The 18846-nt window shown below is 70.9% G+C and carries 12 protein-coding genes, 1 rRNA gene and 1 other RNA gene; 3 read left to right on the forward strand and 11 right to left on the reverse strand.

Annotated features, from left to right (window positions below):
• Nucleotides 1–52: 52 nt before the first annotated feature.
• The 6 genes from FV218_RS04075 to rnpB all read right to left on the reverse strand — a co-directional run bounded on the left by FV218_RS04075 (nucleotide 53) and on the right by rnpB (nucleotide 7116).
• Entirely contained in the window at nucleotides 53–1525 is a 1473-nt protein-coding gene (locus FV218_RS04075) for a UDP-N-acetylmuramoylalanyl-D-glutamyl-2,6-diaminopimelate--D-alanyl-D-alanine ligase (RefSeq protein WP_147708802.1), read from the reverse strand.
• A complete protein-coding gene (locus FV218_RS04080) occupies nucleotides 1522–2991 on the reverse strand; it encodes a UDP-N-acetylmuramoyl-L-alanyl-D-glutamate--2,6-diaminopimelate ligase (RefSeq protein WP_147708803.1) in 1470 nt (489 codons plus the stop codon). Before FV218_RS04080 ends, FV218_RS04075 begins: the two co-directional genes overlap by 4 nt.
• Nucleotides 2988–4790, reverse strand: coding sequence for a penicillin-binding protein 2 (locus FV218_RS04085; protein ID WP_147708814.1), 1803 nt, complete (start codon nucleotides 4788–4790; stop codon nucleotides 2988–2990). Before FV218_RS04085 ends, FV218_RS04080 begins: the two co-directional genes overlap by 4 nt.
• A gap of 53 nt (nucleotides 4791–4843) precedes the next feature.
• Complete coding sequence (locus tag FV218_RS04090) at nucleotides 4844–5299, reverse strand: hypothetical protein (protein ID WP_147708804.1); 456 nt, start codon at nucleotides 5297–5299, stop codon at nucleotides 4844–4846.
• The gene (rsmH, locus tag FV218_RS04095) at nucleotides 5296–6339 is read right to left on the reverse strand and encodes a 16S rRNA (cytosine(1402)-N(4))-methyltransferase RsmH (RefSeq protein WP_147708805.1); all 1044 of its coding nucleotides are present in this window, start codon (nucleotides 6337–6339) and stop codon (nucleotides 5296–5298) included. Before rsmH ends, FV218_RS04090 begins: the two co-directional genes overlap by 4 nt.
• A 378-nt stretch (nucleotides 6340–6717) precedes the next feature.
• An RNA gene (rnpB, locus tag FV218_RS04100) (RNase P RNA component class A) lies at nucleotides 6718–7116 on the reverse strand.
• Between the two features lie 174 nt (nucleotides 7117–7290).
• Between rnpB and FV218_RS22615 the strand changes: the two genes are divergently transcribed.
• A complete protein-coding gene (locus FV218_RS22615; RefSeq protein WP_187272958.1) occupies nucleotides 7291–7467 on the forward strand; it encodes a hypothetical protein in 177 nt (58 codons plus the stop codon).
• 46 nt (nucleotides 7468–7513) lie between these two features.
• Here FV218_RS22615 and gloA read toward each other — a convergent pair whose 3' ends face one another.
• On the reverse strand, nucleotides 7514–7954 hold the full coding sequence (gene gloA, locus FV218_RS04105; RefSeq protein ID WP_056094038.1) for a lactoylglutathione lyase: 441 nt from the start codon (nucleotides 7952–7954) through the stop codon (nucleotides 7514–7516).
• Nucleotides 7955–8100: 146 nt separating this feature from the next.
• Between gloA and pepN the strand changes: the two genes are divergently transcribed.
• A complete protein-coding gene (gene pepN / locus FV218_RS04110) occupies nucleotides 8101–10725 on the forward strand; it encodes an aminopeptidase N (protein WP_147708806.1) in 2625 nt (874 codons plus the stop codon).
• Between the two features lie 194 nt (nucleotides 10726–10919).
• The gene (locus tag FV218_RS04115; RefSeq protein WP_147708807.1) at nucleotides 10920–13295 is read left to right on the forward strand and encodes a PAS domain-containing sensor histidine kinase; all 2376 of its coding nucleotides are present in this window, start codon (nucleotides 10920–10922) and stop codon (nucleotides 13293–13295) included.
• A 105-nt stretch (nucleotides 13296–13400) separates the two neighbouring features.
• On the opposite strand, the gene FV218_RS04120 is transcribed toward FV218_RS04115, so the two are convergent.
• The 4 genes from FV218_RS04120 to rrf all read right to left on the reverse strand — a co-directional run bounded on the left by FV218_RS04120 (nucleotide 13401) and on the right by rrf (nucleotide 18778).
• Entirely contained in the window at nucleotides 13401–16301 is a 2901-nt protein-coding gene (locus FV218_RS04120; RefSeq protein WP_147708808.1) for a bifunctional [glutamine synthetase] adenylyltransferase/[glutamine synthetase]-adenylyl-L-tyrosine phosphorylase, read from the reverse strand.
• Nucleotides 16298–17737, reverse strand: coding sequence for an ATP-binding protein (locus FV218_RS04125; RefSeq protein ID WP_147708809.1), 1440 nt, complete (start codon nucleotides 17735–17737; stop codon nucleotides 16298–16300). The genes FV218_RS04120 and FV218_RS04125 overlap by 4 nt, the downstream gene beginning before the upstream one ends.
• Entirely contained in the window at nucleotides 17737–18435 is a 699-nt protein-coding gene (locus FV218_RS04130; RefSeq protein WP_056094051.1) for a response regulator transcription factor, read from the reverse strand. The genes FV218_RS04125 and FV218_RS04130 overlap by 1 nt, the downstream gene beginning before the upstream one ends.
• A 227-nt stretch (nucleotides 18436–18662) precedes the next feature.
• A 5S ribosomal RNA gene (gene rrf / locus FV218_RS04135) occupies nucleotides 18663–18778 on the reverse strand.
• Nucleotides 18779–18846: the final 68 nt, after the last annotated feature.

Raw genomic sequence — 18846 nt, forward strand, 5'->3', positions numbered from 1 at the left:
TCCGGGCATGCGCGGCCGCGGGCCACGTCCTCCCGGCCGTATGCCGGCGGTCCTAGCGTGCGATCGCCTGAACCGGGTCGGCTTGTCCCGGATTCGCGTACCGGGCTTTGAGCGCTTCGACAATCCGGCCCATGCGGATGCTGTTGGAGCCCTTCACCATCACGGCGTCGCCGGCCCGCAGGGTGGCGAGGATCGGATCGAGGAGTTCGCCCGAGGTCGCCGCGCAGGTGCCGCGCCGGCTCAGGGGCAGGGCCTCGAACAGGTCGCGCATGAGCGGGCCGGCGGTGAAGACGAGGTCGACCCCCGCCGTCTCGACGGCGGCGGCGAGGTCGCGGTGATGGGTCTCGCCGGCGGCGCCGAGTTCCAGCATGTCGCCGAGGACGGCGATGCGGCGGCCCCGGGGCCCGGTCTCGATGGCCGACAGGGTGGCGAGGGCCGCCCGGATGGAGGCCGGGTTGGCGTTGTAGCTCTCGTCGACGAGGAAGGCTTCGCCCTCCCCGATCCGCAGGGCCGTGCGCTCGCCGCGCCCCACGGGCGGCCGCAGGACGGCCAGCGACAGGGCCGCGAGGGCGAGGTCGGCTCCCAGGGCATGGACCACCGCCATGACGCCGAGCGAATTCATCGCCGTGTGCCGGCCCGGCGTGCCGAGCTGATAGGTCACCGGAATGCCCATCACCGTCGCGTCGACCACGGAGAGGTCGGGCCGCAGGACGATCCGCAGGGCCCGGACATCGGCGTCCGGATGCTCGCCGAAGGTGACGACCCGGCCGGCCCTGGACGCCTGCGCATGGGCCAGCAACCGCGAATAGCTCGGGTTGTCGCGGTTGAGGATGGCGGTGCCGCCGGGGCGCAGGCCGGAAAAGATCTCGCCCTTGGCGTCGGCGATGGCCGAGAGCGAGGCGAAATGCTCGATGTGCACCGGCTCGACGGTGGTCACCAGGGCGATGTCGGGCCGGACCATGGCGGCGAGCGGCACGATCTCGCGCGCGTGGTTCATGCCGATCTCGAACACGCCATACGCGGCGTCCGCCGGCATGCGCGCCAGGGTGAGGGGCACCCCCCAATGGTTGTTGTAGGACGCGATGGAGGCGTGGGTGCGCCCCTGCGCCGACAGGACGTGGCGCAGGGCCTCCTTGGTGCCGGTCTTGCCGACGGACCCGGTCACCGCGACGATGCCGGCTCGGGTACGGGCGCGGGCGGCGAGACCGAGGGCCCGCATGGCGTCGAGGACGGGGTCGTCGCCCGGCCCGGAGACGGCCAGCACCGCGCCGGCGCCGGCGAAGTCCCCGGCGCGCTCGTCCGCGACGACGGCCGCGCCGGCCCCGCGGGACAGGGCGTCACGGACGAAGTCGTGGCCGTCGCGGGCCTCGCCGCGAATGGCGAAGAACAGGTCGCCGGGCTGCAGGCTGCGGGTGTCGATGGACGCCCCCCCGATGGGCTTCGGGGCGCCGTGAAGGGTCCCGCCGGTGGCGGCCCGGAGGGCGTCGGGTGTCCAGAGGGGCGCGTCGGAAACAGAGTGAGTCATGCCGCGCGCTCCGCGATGGCAGCCCGGAGCACGTCGTGATCCGAGAAGGGCAGGACGGTTGTGCCGACGATCTGGCCGGTTTCATGGCCCTTGCCGGCCACCACGAGGACGTCGCCGGGGGACAGGGCCCGGACGGCCGTGCGGATCGCCTCGGCACGGTCGCCGAGTTCCGTCGCATCCGGCGCGGCGGCCAGGATCTCGGCGCGGATCGCCGCCGGGTTCTCGGAGCGCGGGTTGTCGTCGGTGACGATGGTCCAGTCGGCGGCCCTGGCCGCGATGGCGCCCATGATCGGGCGCTTGCCCCGGTCGCGGTCGCCGCCGCAGCCGAAGACGCAGACGAGGCGCCCCGTCGCGAACGGCCGGAGCGCCGTCAGCACCCCCTCGAGGGCCTCGGGCTTGTGGGCGTAGTCGACGAGGCAGAGGGCGCCGTTGGCTTCGCCGATCCGCTCCATGCGGCCCGGCACGCCGGTGAGGTGTTCCAGCGCCGCGATGACGCCGGCCGGGTCGGCCGCGCCGGCCGGCGTCGCCAGGGCGAGGCCGGCGGCGAGCAGGGCGTTCTCGATCTGGAAGCCGCCCACGAGGGGCAGGCGCACGTCGTACTCGGCCGGTCCGTCGGGACCGGGGGCGATGAGCTGAAGGTGCTGGCAGAACCCTTCGGTGCGCGCGGCGACGAGCCGAACCGTCTCGCCGGCCGACCCCGTGGTGCGCAGGCTCAGGCCGCGGGCCAGGGCGGCGGCGATGACCACCTTGGCGTAGGCGCCATCGGCGTTGACCACCGCCGGGATGCCGGGCTGGGCCAGGGTCGTGAACAGGCGGAGCTTGGCCGCGAGGTAGTCGTCGAGGGTGGCGTGATAGTCGAGGTGGTCGCGCCCGAGGTTGGTGAAGCCGACGGCGGAGAGTTCGACGCCGTCGAGGCGGCGCTGCTCGATGCCGTGCGAGGACGCCTCCATGGCGAGATCCTCGATGCCGTCCTCGGCGAGTCGCGCCAGGGTCGCGTGCAGGGTCACGGGGTCCGGCGTCGTGAGCGAGCCGTAGGTGGCGCCCCGGTTGGTGACGATGCCCACCGTGCCGAGGCTCGCGGACTCGCGACCCAGCCGCGACAGGATCTGCCGGACGAAATCCGTGACCGAACTCTTGCCGCTCGTGCCGGTGACGGCCACCACATGGCCCGGCTGGCGGCCCGAGAACCGGCGCGCCGCGAGTGCCAGGCTGCGTCGCACATCGCCGACGGCGACGTAGGGGAACGCCGGGTCGAGGCCATCCGGTCGCGCGCCCTCCCCCACCACCGCGACGGCGCCCGCCGCGGCGGCTCCGGCGGCGAAGCGGCGCCCATCGGCGGCGGTGCCGGGCACCGCCACGAACACGAAGCCGGGTTCGACTTTTCGCGAGTCCGCCGTCAAGCCGGAGACCGGCGTCGCATCGCCGGCGGCCTCCGGGAACAGTTGCCCGAGGGTGGCCCCGCTCATCGCCCGTCCACCTGGGTGGCGTGGTAGGCGCCGAGCTTGACCATGAGGGGGAACGGCTTCACCGGCGGATCGAATTGCGGCGGCAGGCCGAGGATCGGGGCGACGCGCTCGATGACGCGGCCGGTGACCACGCCCGAGTTCCAGGCGGCGGTGGCGTAGCCGCCCGATTCCGGTAGGCCCTGCGGCTCGTCCATGATGGTGACGAAGAGGTACTTTGGGCTGTTCATGGGCGCGGCGGCCATGAAGGTGGTGAACAGGCGGTTCTTGACGTAGCGGCCGTGGATCACCTTCTCGGCGGTGCCGGTCTTGCCGCCGACGTAGTAGAGCGGGATCGACGCCTTCTTGGCCGAGCCCTCGACGGCGTTGAGGCGCATGATGAAGCGCATGGCCTCGCTGGTCTCGGGCTTCAGCACCCGGGTCGCCTTCTTCAGGGCCTCGGCCTCGGTGGTCTTGAGGAAGGTCGGCACGATGAGGTTGCCGCCGTTGGTGATGGCACCCACCGCCGCCGCCGCCTGGAGCGGCGCCACCGCGAGGCCGTGGCCGAACGCGATGGTGATGGTGTTGATCTCGGTCCAGCGCGAGGGAACGATGGGCTCGGCGCTCTCGGGCAGCTCCGTCCGCATGCGGTCGGTGAGGCCCATCTTCTTCAGGAACGCCCTGTGGCCGGGGACGCCGATGCCCAGCGCCATCTTGGCCGAGCCGATGTTGGAGGAGTGCGTGAACACCTCCGGCATGGTGATGGTGCGGTTGGTGCCGTGATACTCGTGAATCTTCTGCCGGCCCCAGTGCAGGACGCCGCCCCGCGTGTCGAAGGTCGAGTTGACGTTGTACTTGCCGGAATCGAGGGCCATGGCGAGGGTCATCGCCTTGAAGGTCGAGCCCATCTCGTAGACGCCGACGTTCATGCGGTTGATGCGGTCCGCCGAAAGGGCGTCGGCCGGATCGTTGGGGTCGAAATCCGGCAGGGAGGCCAGGGCGATCACCTCGCCGGTGGTCACGTCGAGGATCATGCCGGCGGCGGCCTTGGCCTTGAAGTGATCGACGCCCCAGGCGAGTTCGTCGCGCAGCGCAAACTGCGCCCGCAGATCGATGGAGAGCTGAACCGGCTTGAGGTCGGTCTGCTTCGCCACGAGGCCGAACTCGTTGAGGGCCTTGTTGCCCTGCGTGTCGATGTACTTCTCGATGCCGGCAATGCCGAGATTGTCGAGGTTGGTGATGCCGATGATGTGGGCGGCGGCGACCCCGTTCGGGTAGACGCGCTTGTGGTCGGGCAGGAAGCCGATGCCCGGAATCCCGAGGCGGTGGACCTCGGCCTGCTGCTTCGGGGTGATCTCGCGCTTCACCCACACGAACCCCTTCTCCTTGCCCGTCGAGCCGACGCGGGCCGAGAGCTTGGTGCGCAGGTCGTTGGCGTTGAGCTGGGGCAGGACGGCGGTGAGCAGTTCCACCGCCTCGTCCTTGTCGACGATGTTGCGCGGCTCGGCGAAGACCGAGACCGTGCGGATGTCGGTGGCCAGGATCTCGCCGTTGCGGTCGACGATGTCGGGCCGGATCGCCGTGGTGGCGGAGGCGGCGACGCGCTTGTCGGAATTGTCCGTCTCGGGGAACGCCGCGAGATAGACGAGGCGCACGCCGATGGTCATGAACACGGCGGCGAAGCCGAGGCCCACGAGGCCGACGCGGGCGTAGCTGCGCTCGATGGCGAGGTGGAACATCGCCCGGATGAGGGCGAGGGCCCGGTTCGCGCGCGGCGCCGGGGCCGCCTCCGGCACCGGGGCTTCGACTTCGGGATGCTGCATCGACTCGGCCTCGGGCGGGGCGGCGTCCGAAAAAACGTCTTGCGACACGGGTGCTACCTCGAAGCCGTGGTCGGGGTCTTTGTCGGGGTCTTGGTGGTCGTCGTCGTCGTCGTCGTGCGGGTGGTGACGGTGCGGGTCGTGACCGAGCCGGTGGTGCGCGGCTCGTTGGCGCCGGGCTTCTCCTTCGGGGTCGCGGTGGCCGCGAGCAGGCGGCCGATCTCGTCGCCGCGGTCGGGCCGCGCCGGAAGGTCGGCGAGGCGCCCGAGATGCGCCGTGCCGATGGGCTCCAGGGCCAGGTGACGCGCCACCGCCGCCTGGAGCCGGTCGGGCCGGGTCAGCAGCTGCCACTCGGCGCGCAGGACCGCGATGGCCTGGCGCTCGCGGTGGAGCTGGCTGCGCGCCTTCGAGACCTGGCCGGCCTGATACAGCGTGTCGTACTTGATCGAGTAGGCGTAGATCGCCGAGCCGATGAGGCCGAGGACGGCGAGGACGTTCAGCAGACGGATCACCGGCGTGCGCTCCTGCCCGTCCGCTCCGGCAGGGCCGCGAGGGTCTCGATGGCGGCCAGGGGCGCGGGCGCGGGCGCGTCCGTGCGTTCCACCGCGCGCAGCTTGGCCGAACGGGCGCGCGGGTTGGCGAAGGTCTCGGAATCGGTGGGCAGAACTGGTCCCTTGGTCACGGCCGTGAAGCTGCGGGGGGCCGGCGCCACGAGGCTCGGCAGGTGGCGCGAGCCCTGCGCCGCCCGGCCGCTGCGGGCCGAGAAGAACTGCTTGACGATGCGGTCCTCGAGGGAATGGAACGTCACGACGGCGAGGCGCCCGCCGGGCCGCAGGATGCGCTCGGCGGCGTGCAGGGCCTGGACGAGCTCGCCGAGCTCGTCGTTCACCGCGATGCGCAGGCCCTGGAAGGTCCGCGTCGCCGGGTTGATGCCGCTCGCCGGATCGGCCCAGACCACGCTCGCCACCACTTCGGCCAAGGCCGCCGTGGTCTCGATCCGGCCCTTGCGGCGCGCCTCGACGATGGCGCGGGCGACGGCCCGCGAGCGGCGCTCCTCGCCGTAATGGTAGATGATGTCGGCGAGGTCGGCTTCCTCGGCGTCGTTGACGATGTCGGCGGCGCTGCGCCCGGCGCGCTCCATCCGCATGTCGAGGGGGCCGTCGTGGCGGAACGAGAAGCCGCGCTCGGCCTGGTCGATCTGCATGGACGACACGCCGATATCGAGGACGACGGCATCGGCCTGGGCCCGACCGGCCTCGCGCACGCAGGCGTCGAGGCTGCCGAAGCGGCCCGGCACCAGGGTGAGGCGCCCGTGCGCGGACGCGACCAGGGGCGCGCCGCCCGCGATGGCGCCCGGATCGCGGTCGATGCCGAGAACGTGGATGGCGGGGTCGGCGCCGAGCATGGCGCGGGTGTAGCCGCCGGCCCCGAAGGTGCCGTCCACGGCGAGCGTCCGGCCCGGCAGGTCGAGGGCGGTCAGGACTTCGGCGAGCAGGACCGGGACATGCGGTGCCCCGTCGTTCGCCGGTCTGGCCTCGCGCACGCGCTTCATCGCCCGACCTCGGCGGCACGCGGGCGGAACGGCGGAAACGGGCGCGTCGGGGACGCGACGGGGATGGAGCCGCGCATGCGTCCCTTCCAAGAGCCTGGGCCGCCTCGGAGCGGCGCGGAGAGACGGGACATCGCCGGATCGGCGTGGAGCGCGACCGCTCGCCTGGACACCGCCACGACCGTGTCGGGCTGTGTCCGTCGATCCGAAAATCGCCGTTGACGGGATGAATCGGGGTACCATGGGCCTCTGAGCGCCGTCAACGAACGGGGCCGCAACGCATTGGCCCAGTCCGATCAGACCTCAGCAAGGTTAACCGAGGGTAAGTTTTTTGCCGCGTCGTGATCGTGCGGTCGCTGTTCGTTCGGGTCTACCGCGAAGTGGATCAGTCGGCCTTTAAGCCGGGTTCTGTAGGGCCCGGATGCCTCGCGGCACCCTGACGTGGCGGCCATTCCTCTGGGACGATCGTTGCCGATGCGCCTCGAGCAACCAACCCGGGCGACGGGCCTGGAGAGAAGCCTGGCGGGCCGCGAGGCCCGCCGTGTCGCCCCTATTCGGTCTTGCTCCCGGTGGGGTTTGCCGTGCCGTCCGCGTTGCCGCGTCCGCGGTGCGCTCTTACCGCACCCTTTCACCCTTACCCGGCCTGAAGCCGGGCGGTCTGCTCTCTGTGGCACTGTCCCTGGGGTCGCCCCCGCCGGACGTTATCCGGCACCGTCTCTCCATGGAGCCCGGACTTTCCTCCCCGGACGCGAGGTCCGGAGCGGCCGCCCGGCCGACTGATCCGGCGCGGATGTGCGCTGCGGATCGCCGCGCGGTCAAGCGCTCGGCTGCCCCCCGACACGCCATGCCGGGATTTTCGGCGGCCGATTGCGCGGTCGGACCCGAGTGCTCATTCTCGGGGATGGGCGGCTGCCGCGCTCAGGCGGCGCCCCTCGAAGCAGACAGGAGGTGACCATGGCGAAGGACGAGACGGCGTGGACGCTGGAGAAGGTTCAGGAATTGCGGACCCTGGCCCGCGAGCGGGTTCCGATCTCGGTGATCAGCCTGCGGCTCAAGCGGCCGATCGAGGCCGTGTCGGCCAAGCTCGCCGAGCTCGGCATCACGCCGGCCCCGGAGCCTGGCGGCGACTGAATCTGGGGTCCCGCGAGGCCGCCGGCCCCGCGGGGATTGGGGCGGACTACCAGGAACCGGTGTTCTCCATGGAGACCCACGGCTCCTGCGGCGGCTTGGCCTCGCCCTTCTGCAGCAGCTCGATGGAGATCCCGTCGGGCGACTTCACGAAGGCCATGTTGCCGTCGCGCGGCGGCCGGTTGATGGTGATCCCCGCCGCCTGCAGCTTGGCGCAGAACGCATAGATGTCGTCGACCTCGTAGGCGAGGTGGCCGAAATTGCGTCCGCCCGAATAGGTCTCCGGGTCCCAGTTGTGGGTCAGCTCGATCACCGGCGCCTGGGTCTCGCGCGCCGTCGCCGCGTCGCCGGGGGCGGCGAGGAACACGAGGGTGAAGCGACCCTTCTCGTTGTCGATGCGGCGAACCTCCGTCAGCCCGAACGTATCGACGTAGAAGGCGAGCGCCCGGTCGAGGTCGGCCACGCGGACCATGGTGTGCAGAAAACGCATCGTCGTGAACTCTCCTGAGGGTGCGGCCTATGTGGTGGCCGGGCGAGCCCCGTCAACGGCCGGTCGCTTCGTCCCCCCCCTCGGCGGGCGCGCGTTGCGCCCGGACTCGAAGCGCTTCAAGAAGACCGGCGACAGGCGAGGCATCCATGCGCACCGACACCCCGATCCCGATCCGGCTCGCCGATTACCGCCCGAGCGACCACCTCGTGGACCGGGTCGCCCTCGACATCCGGCTGCATCCGCACGCGACGGAGGTGAGCGCGACCCTGAACCTCCGGCCCAATCCGGCCGGCCGCGCGGGGGCCGAACTGGTGCTCGATGGCGAGGATCTGACGCTGCTCTCCGTTGAACTCGACGGGGTCGCCCTCGCGCCGGACGCCTACCGGGTGACGGACACCGCCCTCACCCTGGCGCAGCCGCCCCGGGACCCCTTCACCCTGACCATCCGCACGCGGATCGATCCCACGGCCAACACCCGGCTCATGGGCCTCTACCGCTCGAACGGCGTCTACTGCACGCAATGCGAAGCCGACGGCTTCCGGCGCATCACCTATTTCCTCGACCGGCCCGACGTGATGGCCGTCTACACCACGCGCATCGAAGCCGACCGGACGGAAGCCCCCGTGCTCCTGGGCAACGGCAACCCCATCGCGGCCGGGGATGCGGGGCCGGGCCGGCACTACGCCGTCTGGCACGATCCCCACCCGAAGCCCGCCTACCTGTTCGCCCTCGTCGGCGGGCGCCTCGACCGGCTCGGCGGCCGGTTCACCACCAGCGAGGGCCGCGCCGTCGCCCTCGGCATCTACGTAGAGCCCGGCAAGGCCGAGCGGGCCGCCTACGCCCTCGACGCCGTCGTTCGCTCCATGGCCTGGGACGAGACCGCCTTCGGCCGGGCCTACGACCTCGACGTATTCAATGTGGTCGCCGTGTCGGACTTCAACATGGGGGCGATGGAGAACAAGGGCCTCAACATCTTCAACGACCGCTACGTCCTCGCGAGCCCGGAGACCGCCACCGACGCCGACTACGCCGCCATCGAGGCGATCATCGCCCACGAGTATTTCCACAACTGGTCCGGCAATCGCGTCACCTGCCGGGACTGGTTCCAGCTCTGCCTGAAGGAAGGGCTGACGGTCTTCCGCGATCAGGAATTCTCGTCGGACATGCGCTCGCGGGCGGTGCACCGCATCGGCGAGGTCCGCACCCTGCGCGCCCGCCAGTTCCCCGAGGATGCCGGCCCCCTAGCCCATCCCGTTCGGCCGCAGCAATACGCCGAGATCAACAACTTCTACACGGCCACCGTCTACGAGAAGGGCGCCGAGATCGTGCGGATGCTGCGCACGCTGCTGGGCGCGGACACGTTCGCCCGGGGCATGGACCGCTACTTCGCGGCGTGCGACGGCACGGCGGCGACGGTGGAGGATTTCCTCGCCGCCTTCGCCACCGTCTCGGGACGCGACCTCGCTGCCTTCGCACGCTGGTACGAGCGGCCCGGCACCCCGATGGTCACCGTCGAGGGCGAACACGACCCCGTCGCCCGGACCCGGACCCTGCGGTTTCACCAGGCGCTGGAGGGGAACTCCGAATCACCCCTCGTCATTCCCGTGGCCCTCGGCCTCGTCGGCCCGCACGGGGTGATCGACGACGCCGTCTGCGAGCGGGTCCGGGACGGCGTCTTCGTGCTGGAGCGGGCCAGCGACACCATCACGTTCACGGACGTCCCCGCCGAGGCGGTCCCGTCCCTATTCCGGGGGTTCTCGGCACCGGTGCGCATGGTGACGGCGGCGACGGATGCTGACCGCCTCATCCTCCTGGCGCACGACACCGATCCGTTCAACCGGTGGCAGGCGGCGCAGGACGTCGCCATGGCACGCCTCGTCGCCGAATCCCGGTCCGCGGTCTCGGACGCGGCGGATGACGGCCTCGTCGCGGCCCTGGCGACGTTCCTCGACGCGGAGGCTTTGTCCGACCCGGCCTATGCCGCCCTCGTGCTGACGCCGCCGAGCGAGGGGGACATCGCCGACGCCCTCGGCCGGGACATCGACCCCGACGCGATCCACCGCGCCCGCAGCCATCTGCGCCGTCGCCTCGGGCAGGGCCTCCACGACCGCCTGATCCACCTGCGCGCGACGTTGGCCGACCGGCCCGGCACGCCGTTCTCGCCCGATGCCGCCTCGGCCGGACGCCGGGCCCTGCGCAACGTCGCCCTCGACCTCATCGCGGCCGCCGATCCGCGGGCCGGTGGCGACCTCGCCCTGGCGCAGATCGAGGCGGCAACGACCATGACCGATCGCCTCGCCGCCCTCGCGGTCCTGGCGCAGATTCCGGGCTCGGCCCGCGAAGCCGCCCTCGCGGCCTTCGCGGAGCGCTACGCCGACGAGCCCCTCGTCCTCGACAAGTGGTTCGCGATCCAGGCCACCATCCCGGAAGAGGCCACCCTCGCCCGCGTCCGCGGACTCCGGGCCCATCCGGCCTTCGCCATGACCAATCCGAATCGGGTGCGATCCCTCATCGGCAGTTTCAGCGTCGGCAATCCGACCCAATTCAACCGGCCGGACGGGGCCGGCTTCGAGCTCGTCGCCGAGACGGTCGCGAGCCTCGACGGCACCAATCCGCAGATCGCGGCCAGGCTGCTCACGGGGTTCGGTTCATGGCGGATGCTGGAGCCGGCACGACGGGCCAAGGCGGAACAAGCACTTAGCGCCATCGGCGCGCGCACAGGCCTGTCCCGCGACGTGGCGGACATCGTCGGGCGTATGACGAAATTCTGACAAGCCGCTGATTTCGAACGACAATTTCCTCCAACCGTCAAGCTTGTGCGAATCGCCTTACTACAGGTTGCATTACGACGAAACCCGCAAAAAAGCGTGGACAACTCGGCCGTGAAAATGGTGTTATGAATTCGATTCGAAGCGCGACGCGATCGCGCTTCCATGACGATTCATCCTAAGCGCGGGGTCAGACCATGCTGGAGGCGGATTCCGCTTCCCTCTCCGCGCGTGCGGATACGATTCTTGGAATTCATCGCCCTCAGACCGCGACGCATACCCGTTTCGTGCAGGCGGAAACCTGGCTTCGGTTCGCCCTGCCGGCGCTGTTGGCGACGTTCCTGGCCTGTCTGGCGATCGTGGAGAGCCTGCACCTGAATTCTCAGCGGCAGGACACGATCCGCCACGCGGTCGCGGATATCGATGCCCTGACGCGACTGGTCGCCGCCGCCCTGAATCAGCCCGAGGGGAACGACGCGGACCTGAGCCGTCGCCTCGCAGCCCTACTCCCGGCCCACCTCCTTCCGGAGGGCCGCCAGCTCCTCATCGTCGGTGACGACGACGCCATCGTCGCCGGGATACCGCCCTGGACCGGCGGCCCGACCCTCACCGCCCATCTCGGCGAGATGCAGGCCCTCACCACCCTGCGCGAGCGCGCCGGGGTGATGAATGTGGCCCTGGCCGACGGCAGTCCCGCCCTCGGCGCCCTTCGCGGCCTGCGGACCGGGCGCGGACAGGTCGCCGTCCTGCAGCCCCTCGCGGTCGTTACGGCCGCCTGGAGCGCGCAGGTGCGCAATCACGCCATCCTGCTGGGGGCGGCCGCCCTGGTGATCATCGGGACCGGGATCGCCTACGTGCTCCAGACCCGCCGCGCCTATGCGGTCGATCGGGTCTGCGAGCAGATCAAGCAGCGCCTCGACACGGCCCTGGGCCGTGGTCGCTGCGGCCTGTGGGACTGGGACATCCCGCGCGGCCGGATCTACTGGTCGGACTCCATGTACACCCTGCTTGGATACCGCCGCGAGCGCGAGTTCCTGTCCTTCGGCGACGTCAACGCCCTGGTGCATCCCGAGGACGGCGACCTCTACAGCCTCGCCCGCCACCTCGCCGCCAGCCAGTCCACCGTCGACCACGAATTCCGCATCCGGTCCGCATCCGGGATCTGGACCTGGATGCGCATGCGGGCCGAGATCGTCCCCGACACCGTGACGGGCGGCCGCCATCTCGTCGGCATCGCCCTCGACGTCACCGAGCAGCGCAATCTGGCCGAACTCAACGCCACCGCCGACATGCGCCTGCGCGACGCCGTCGAGGCGATCTCCGAGGCCTTCGTCCTGTGGGACACCGGCAACCGCCTCGTCCTGTGCAATTCCAAGTTCCGGCACCTCCACGCCCTGAGCCAGGACGATGCCGTACCGGGACGGCGCTACGGCGAGATCATGGGACGCGGCGTGCTGCCGCCCATCCGCCGCGAGATGCGCGAGCTCGAGCACGCGGGCGCCACGGCCCGTACCTTCGAGGCGGAGCTGACGGACGGGCGCTGGCTCCAGATCAGCGAGCGCCGCACCAAGGATGGCGGCTACGTCTCCGTCGGCACGGACATCACCAGCCTGAAGCGCCATCAGGAACAGCTCGTGGCCTCCGAGCGCGAGCTCCTCGCCACGGTCAAGGACCTCAAGCGCTCGCGCCGGACCCTCGAACTCCAGACCCAGCAGCTCGCGGACCTCGCCGAGCGCTACCTCGATCAGAAGGCCCAGGCCGAATCGGCGAACCAGGCCAAATCCGAATTCCTGGCCAACATGAGCCACGAGCTGCGCACGCCGCTCAACGCGATCATGGGCTTTGCCGAACTCATGGAGAGCGGGGTCTACGGCATCCTCGGGTCTCCGCGCTACACGGATTACTGCCGGGACATCCGGTCGAGCGGCGACTACCTCCTGTCGGTCATCGACGACATCCTGAACATGTCGCGCATCGAGTCCCACCGGGTCAGGCTGGTCCGCCGCGAGATCGCCCTGCCCGGGGCCATCGAGGCGGCGCTCAAGCTCGTGGCCGAGCCGGTCCGGGCGAAGTCCCTGACCGTCGATGTCGATCTCGTCGAGGGCCTGACGGTCCTGGCCGACGAGCGGGCCCTGCATCAGATCCTGCTCAACCTCGTCCAGAATGCGGTGAAGTTCACCCCCGAGGGCGACGGCCGGATCATCGTCAAGGCGCGGCCGGCGGGGGATGCCGTGAACATCTTCATCGAGGATACGGGTATCGGTATCCCCAAGGCGGCCCTGCGGCGTCTCGGTGCCCCGTTCCAGCAGGTCGAGACCAACCTGACCCGGACCTACAAGGGCTCCGGCCTCGGCCTCGCCATCGCCCGCTCCATGGCCGAACTGCATGGCGGCTCCCTGCGCCTGCGCTCGCAGGAGGGCCTGGGCACCATCGTCCTCGTGCGCCTGCCGGCCCCGACGCCGGAGCGCCTGCGCGACGTCGCCTTCGAGTCGTCCCAGGAGACCGTCGCGTCCCTGCGCGATGCCGCCGGGGCGACACCGAGCCTCGGACGGATGGAGCCGGCCGCCGGCTGAGATCGTCTCCCCTCGATCGGGGCGGAGGGGGTCATCGGCAAGCCGGCGCGGCGTCCGTGCGAGGACGGTTTTCGCGATGGCGCGAAAATCGCGGGCGCGGATACCTCAGCCGAGGAGGCGCTCGAACAGGGCCCGGACCTCGGCGCGGCGCTCGTCGAGGCGGACCATCAGGTGGGCCGCATCCGGCATGCCCAGCGCCACGGCGAGGCGCGTCATGGCGACGGGCGAGGCTCGGGTCGGGTCGCCCTCCACCATCAGCCGCTGCCAATGCAGGACATCGTCGAACTGCCCGTAGGCGTCGCGCAGGCGTTCGGCCTCGTCCCGGCCCAGGAGACCGTGCTCGGCCGCCCGCGCCAGCACCTCCGCGCCCGCCACGCCAGCGAGGTCGGGGAACCGGGCGCCATGGGCCAGGACGAGGGCCTGGGCCAGGAAGTCGAGATCGAGGAGACCGCCGGGCGCGAGCTTGAGATCGAGGGGGCCGGCATCGCCCTTTTCCTCCGCCACCAGGGTCCGCATGGCCCGCACGGCGCCGTACACGTCGGCGGCCGCGCGCGGGCGCGTGACGATCGACCGGATCGTGTCGAGGAGTTCGGCGCCGAAGCCGGCATCGCCGGCGATCACCCGCGCGCGGGTCAGGGCCATGTGCTCCCAGAGCTCGGCCTCGGTCTCGTGATAGGCCCGGAATCCACGCAACTGCACGGCGACCGGCCCCTGTCCGCCGCCGGGCCGCAGGCGCAGATCGACCTCGTAGAGGTGCCCCCGCCGGGTCGGGACGGTGAGGGCGGCGATGAAGCGCTGGATCAGGCGGTTATACGCCACCGCCGCGTCGAGGGGGCGCGGTCCGGCGCTCAGGCGCGCTTCGGGATCGAAATCGTAGACGATGACGAGGTCGAGATCGGAATCCGCCGTGAGCTGGCACGACCCGAGGCGGCCGAGCCCGAGGATCGCGAGGCGCCCCTTCGGCACCGTGCCGTGCTCGGCGAAGAACGTCTCCGAGACCCGCTCGATGGCCGACGCGACGACGGCGTCGGCCACGGCCGTATAGGCACGGCCCGCCTCGGCCGGCGCGAGGATGCCGGACAGGAGGCGGGCGCCGGTGAGGAAGCGCAGGTGCCGGGCGGCATCGCGGCTGCGGTCCAGGAAATCCTCGTGGTCGGCCGGATGTCCGAGGAGGGCCTGGAAATGGGCGGCGATCCCACCGGGCTCCGCGGGCGGCGCGGAGAAGTCGCGCTCCAGCACCGCATCGAGGACGTGCGGGCTGAACGAGACGGTCTCGGCCAGGCGCGGCGCGGTCCCGAGGAGATCGGCGAAGAGCAGGCGCAGGCGCTCGTTCGAGCGCAGAATCGTCAGGAGCTCGAGGGCGGCGGGCATCCGGGCGAAGGCCCGGTCGAGGGTCTCCAGGGCCGCATCGGGCTCGGCCGTCCCACCGAGGGCCTGCAGCAGGGCCGGGACGAGTTCGGTCAGCACCTCCCGCGCTCGCGCCGTGCGGACGGCGGGACGGCGCCCGAAATGCCAGCCGCGCACGGTCTCGACGGCGCGCTCGGCCTCGCGAAAGCCGAGGGTGCGAAGGGTGGTGAGGGTTTCGGGGTCCTCGCCGGTCCCGCTGAAGACGAGATCGCCCACCGCCGCCGACAGGTCCGGCTCGGCCTCGAACAGCAGGGCGTAATGGGCCTGGACCCGGCGGGCATGGTGCAGCAGCGCCGTCTCGAACGCCGCGAGCGTGGCGAACCCGGCAAAGCGCGCGAACCGTTCGAGGTCGGCGGGCTCCGAGGGCAGGCGCTGGGTCTGCTCGTCGCGCACCATCTGGATGCGGTGCTCGATGGTCCGCAGGAAATCGTAGGCCGCGGCCAGCTCGTCGCGGGCCGTCGCGTCGATCCAGCCCTCGTCGGTCAGGGTGGCGAGCATCTCCACCGTGCGCCGGCCGCGGAGGGCCGGCCGGCGGCCGCCGAACACGAGCTGCTGGGTCTGGACGAAGAACTCGATCTCGCGGATGCCGCCGCGCCCGAGTTTGATGTCGTGCCCGGCCACCGCGATGGTGTCGTGGCCGCGCACGGCATGGATCTGCCGCTTCATGGCATGGACGTCGGCGATGGAGGCGAAATCGAAGTACTTGCGCCAGACGAACGGGCGCAGGTCGTCGAGGAAGCGCGCGCCGAGGGCGAGGTCGCCGGCGATGGGCCGGGCCTTGATGTAGGCCGCCCGCTCCCAGTTCTGGCCGAGGGTCTCGTAGTAGAGATAGGCGGCGTTGAGCGACACGGCCGTCGGCGTCGAGCCCGGGTCCGGCCGCAGGCGGTAATCGACGCGGTGGACGTAGCCGTCCGCCGTGCGCTCCTGCAGGAGCTTGGCGATGCCCTGCGCCAGCTTGGTGAAGAACGGCGTCGGCGCGATCCCCTCCTTGAGGGGGGCGGCGGCGGAATCGAAGAACACCACGAGGTCGATATCGCTGGAGTAGTTGAGCTCGCCCGCGCCGTGCTTGCCGAGGGCCAGGATGACGAGCCCGGACCCGGCCTGGGCGTCGTTCGGATCGGCGGGCAGGAACCGCCCCGCCGCCATCGCTTCGGCCAGCACCGTGTCCGTGGCCGCCAGGACGGACGCATCGGCGAAATTGGACAGGGCGGCCGTCACCCGGTCGAGGCTCCAGAGCCCGCCGAGATCGGCGAGGGCCACGAGGAGGGCGTGCTCCGTGCGGTTCACCCGCAGGGCGCGGGCGACGGCGACGGGATCGCCCGCGCCGCCGGCGGCGCGCTGGCGCGCCACGAGATCGGCATGCGCGGCCTCGGGCGATTGCGACACCAGCGCGGCGAACCGCGCCGGATCGCGCGCCACGGCCTGCCACAGGAACGGCGATTGCTCCGCCAGGGCGAGGAGGAGCGCTCGCAGGGGCGCATCGAGCAGACCTTCGGGGAGGGCGTCCGCGATATCGCCGAGACGCCGGCCCGCGGCGTCCGGATCGACAAGGGGCGGGGCGCGGCGCAGGCGGTGGTGGAGGCTGCCCGACTCGGTCATGCACGGTCTCCCACGGCGAGAACCGGGAGGATTACCACGACGGCGAGGCCGGGGGCATGGTCCTCGAGCTCCAGACTGCCCTGGTGCAGGCGCACGATGGCCGCCACGAGGCTGAGGCCGAGGCCGAAACCGGGCCGCGAGCGGGCATCCTCGAGGCGGACGAACCGGTCGAGGACGCGCCCCCGCGCCGCCTCCGGGATTCCGGGCCCGCGATCGGCGACGACGAGGCGGATCGCAGCGCCCCTGCGCTCGGCCGTGACCCGGATGCCGCCGGCGTCCGGACGCTCGGCCCCGTACTTCACCGCGTTGTCGATGAGATTGGCGAGCGCCTGGCCGATGAGTTCGCGGCTGCCCACGAGCCACAGGCCGTCCTCGGCCACGACGTCGAGGGACAGGCCCGCCTCGGCGGCCACGGCCTCGTAGAGTTCGCCGACCTCGCGCGCCGTCGCGCCGACATCGAACGCCGCCATGAGTTCGCTGGTGGAGACTCCCTCCAGGCGGGCGATCATCAGAAGGGCGTTGAACACCCGGATCAGCCCGTCGCTCTCCTCGATCACCCCTTCCATGGCCAGCCGCAGTTCCTCGGCATCGCGGGCCGAGCGCACCGCCTCGTCGGCCCGGTTGCGCAGGCGGGTGAGGGGCGTCTTGAGATCGTGGGCGATGTTGTCGGAAACCTCGCGCAAACCCCGCATGAGTTCGCCGATGCGCTCCAGCATCTCGTTGAGGTTCTGGGCGAGGCGATCGAGTTCGTCGCCGTTGCCGGCCACGGCCAGCCGTCCCCCGAGATCACCGGCCATGATCCGCCGGGTCGTCTCCGTCATGGCATCGACGCGTTTCAGCACCCGGCTCGCCACGAACCATCCGCCGACGACACCGAGGAGGATCACGAGGATGAGGGAGGTGCCGAAGGTGCCGCCGATGACCGAGCGCAGGCGGTCGCGCTCTTCGACGTCGCGGCCGACGACGAGGCGAAAGCCGCCCGGCAACGTGAAGATCCGCATGATCGCGCGGTGATCGAGGCTGGACGAGCCGCCACGGGCGTAGGTGGCCTCGGTCTGTCCCGGCTCGGCGAGGAGTCCGGGCGGCAAGGCACCGACGTTGCCGACCACGTGCTCGCCGGCCGCCGTGGTCACGAGGTAGAGCGAGGCCCCCGGCTCGCCGGCCCGGCGCTCGACCACGGAGATCAGGCGCCGCAGGCCGCCGGACTTGTACTGCTCCGACAGGCCGTTGATTTCCGCCTCGATGGTGGAGACCATCTGGTCGTCGAGCACCCGGCCGGCGTTCCAGGCGACGTAGCCCAGGGCCAGGAACGCGAAGGTGGCAAAAACCAGGAGATAGGCGAAGGACAGCTTGAACGCCGTCGTGCGGAACAGGTTCTGAAGCTTGCCGTTGCCCCGCGCGGGCGACCATCGAGGAAGCCGAAGACGCGCACGCATCAGGCGCCGCGCGCCTCGTCGGCACGCAGGATGTAGCCCGCCCCCCGCACGGTGTGGATGATCGGCCCCGCGAAATCCTTGTCGACCTTGGCCCTCAAGCGCGACACGTGAACGTCGATGACATTGGTCTGCGGGTCGAAGTGGTAATCCCAGACGTGTTCGAGCAGCATCGTTCGCGTCACCACTTGGCCCGCATGGCGCATGAGATATTCGAGGAGCCGGAATTCACGCGGTTGCAGGGCGATCTCGTGCCCGCCCCGGGTGACGCGGTGCGACAGGCGATCGAGTTCGAGGTCCCCGACCCGGTAGGCCGTGGCCTCGGTGGTGCCGGCCGGCGCGGCGCGGCGACGGGCCAGGATCTCGGCCCGGGCGAGCAATTCCGAAAAGGCGTAGGGTTTGGCAAGGTAGTCGTCGGAGCCGGCACGCAAGCCCTTCACCCGGTCGTCGACCTGGCCGAGGGCCGAGAGGATCAGGACCGGCGTCGTCACCGCCTGCTCGCGCAGGGACCGGATCAGCGACAGGCCGTCGAGCTTGGGCAGCATCCGGTCGACGATGAGCATGTCGTAGTCGCCCTCGCGGGCCAATGCGTAGCCGTCGAGGCCATCGTGAGCCAGGTCGGGGACGTGACCGGCCTCGCGAAAGGCTTTTGCGAGGTAGGACGCCGCCTCGCGGTCGTCCTCGATGATGAGCAGGCGCATGGGGCCGAACGATACGGTTTCGCTTCGCGACGGGAAAGCCGTTCCCACTTTCCCCTCCCCTCTCCGACCATGCGGAGAGGATGCGGGGGCCGTCATGACCGGACGCTGGCCGGCAGATGACGGTTTGGTCATGGAGCGAGGCCCGAACACGAACAGGCCGCCCCGTGAGGGGCGGCCTGTTTCGGTGGGATCGTCTGGAGGGAATGATTTTGTGATGTGCTGTGCAGGTCTGGCGGCGACCGACTCTCCCGTGTCTTGAGACACAGTACCATGGGCGCTGGTGTGTTTAACGGCCGAGTTCGAGATGGGATCGGGTTCTGGGCACACCGCTCAAACCACCAGACCGGCGCAGCACATCGTTCGGCAAGTCGCAGCGAAGCGGAGATCCCCGCGCAGGCGGGGACCCAGGTC

It is taken from the genome of Methylobacterium sp. WL69 (assembly GCF_008039485.1).
Classification (GTDB): Bacteria; Pseudomonadota; Alphaproteobacteria; order Rhizobiales; family Beijerinckiaceae; genus Methylobacterium.

What these genes read in the sequence shown, in the direction of transcription:
- FV218_RS04130 (WP_056094051.1), bottom strand. Translation starts at nt 18,435, where the DNA reads ATGCGCCTGCTCATCATCGAGGACGACCGCGAGGCGGCGTCCTACCTC.
- FV218_RS04075 (WP_147708802.1), bottom strand. Translation starts at nt 1,525, where the DNA reads ATGACTCACTCTGTTTCCGACGCGCCCCTCTGGACACCCGACGCCCTC.
- FV218_RS22615 (WP_187272958.1), top strand. Translation starts at nt 7,291, where the DNA reads ATGGCGAAGGACGAGACGGCGTGGACGCTGGAGAAGGTTCAGGAATTG.
- FV218_RS04120 (WP_147708808.1), bottom strand. Translation starts at nt 16,301, where the DNA reads ATGACCGAGTCGGGCAGCCTCCACCACCGCCTGCGCCGCGCCCCGCCC.
- pepN (WP_147708806.1), top strand. Translation starts at nt 8,101, where the DNA reads ATGCGCACCGACACCCCGATCCCGATCCGGCTCGCCGATTACCGCCCG.
- FV218_RS04085 (WP_147708814.1), bottom strand. Translation starts at nt 4,790, where the DNA reads ATGCAGCATCCCGAAGTCGAAGCCCCGGTGCCGGAGGCGGCCCCGGCG.
- FV218_RS04115 (WP_147708807.1), top strand. Translation starts at nt 10,920, where the DNA reads ATGCTGGAGGCGGATTCCGCTTCCCTCTCCGCGCGTGCGGATACGATT.
- FV218_RS04080 (WP_147708803.1), bottom strand. Translation starts at nt 2,991, where the DNA reads ATGAGCGGGGCCACCCTCGGGCAACTGTTCCCGGAGGCCGCCGGCGAT.
- gloA (WP_056094038.1), bottom strand. Translation starts at nt 7,954, where the DNA reads ATGCGTTTTCTGCACACCATGGTCCGCGTGGCCGACCTCGACCGGGCG.
- rsmH (WP_147708805.1), bottom strand. Translation starts at nt 6,339, where the DNA reads ATGAAGCGCGTGCGCGAGGCCAGACCGGCGAACGACGGGGCACCGCAT.
- FV218_RS04125 (WP_147708809.1), bottom strand. Translation starts at nt 17,737, where the DNA reads ATGCGTGCGCGTCTTCGGCTTCCTCGATGGTCGCCCGCGCGGGGCAAC.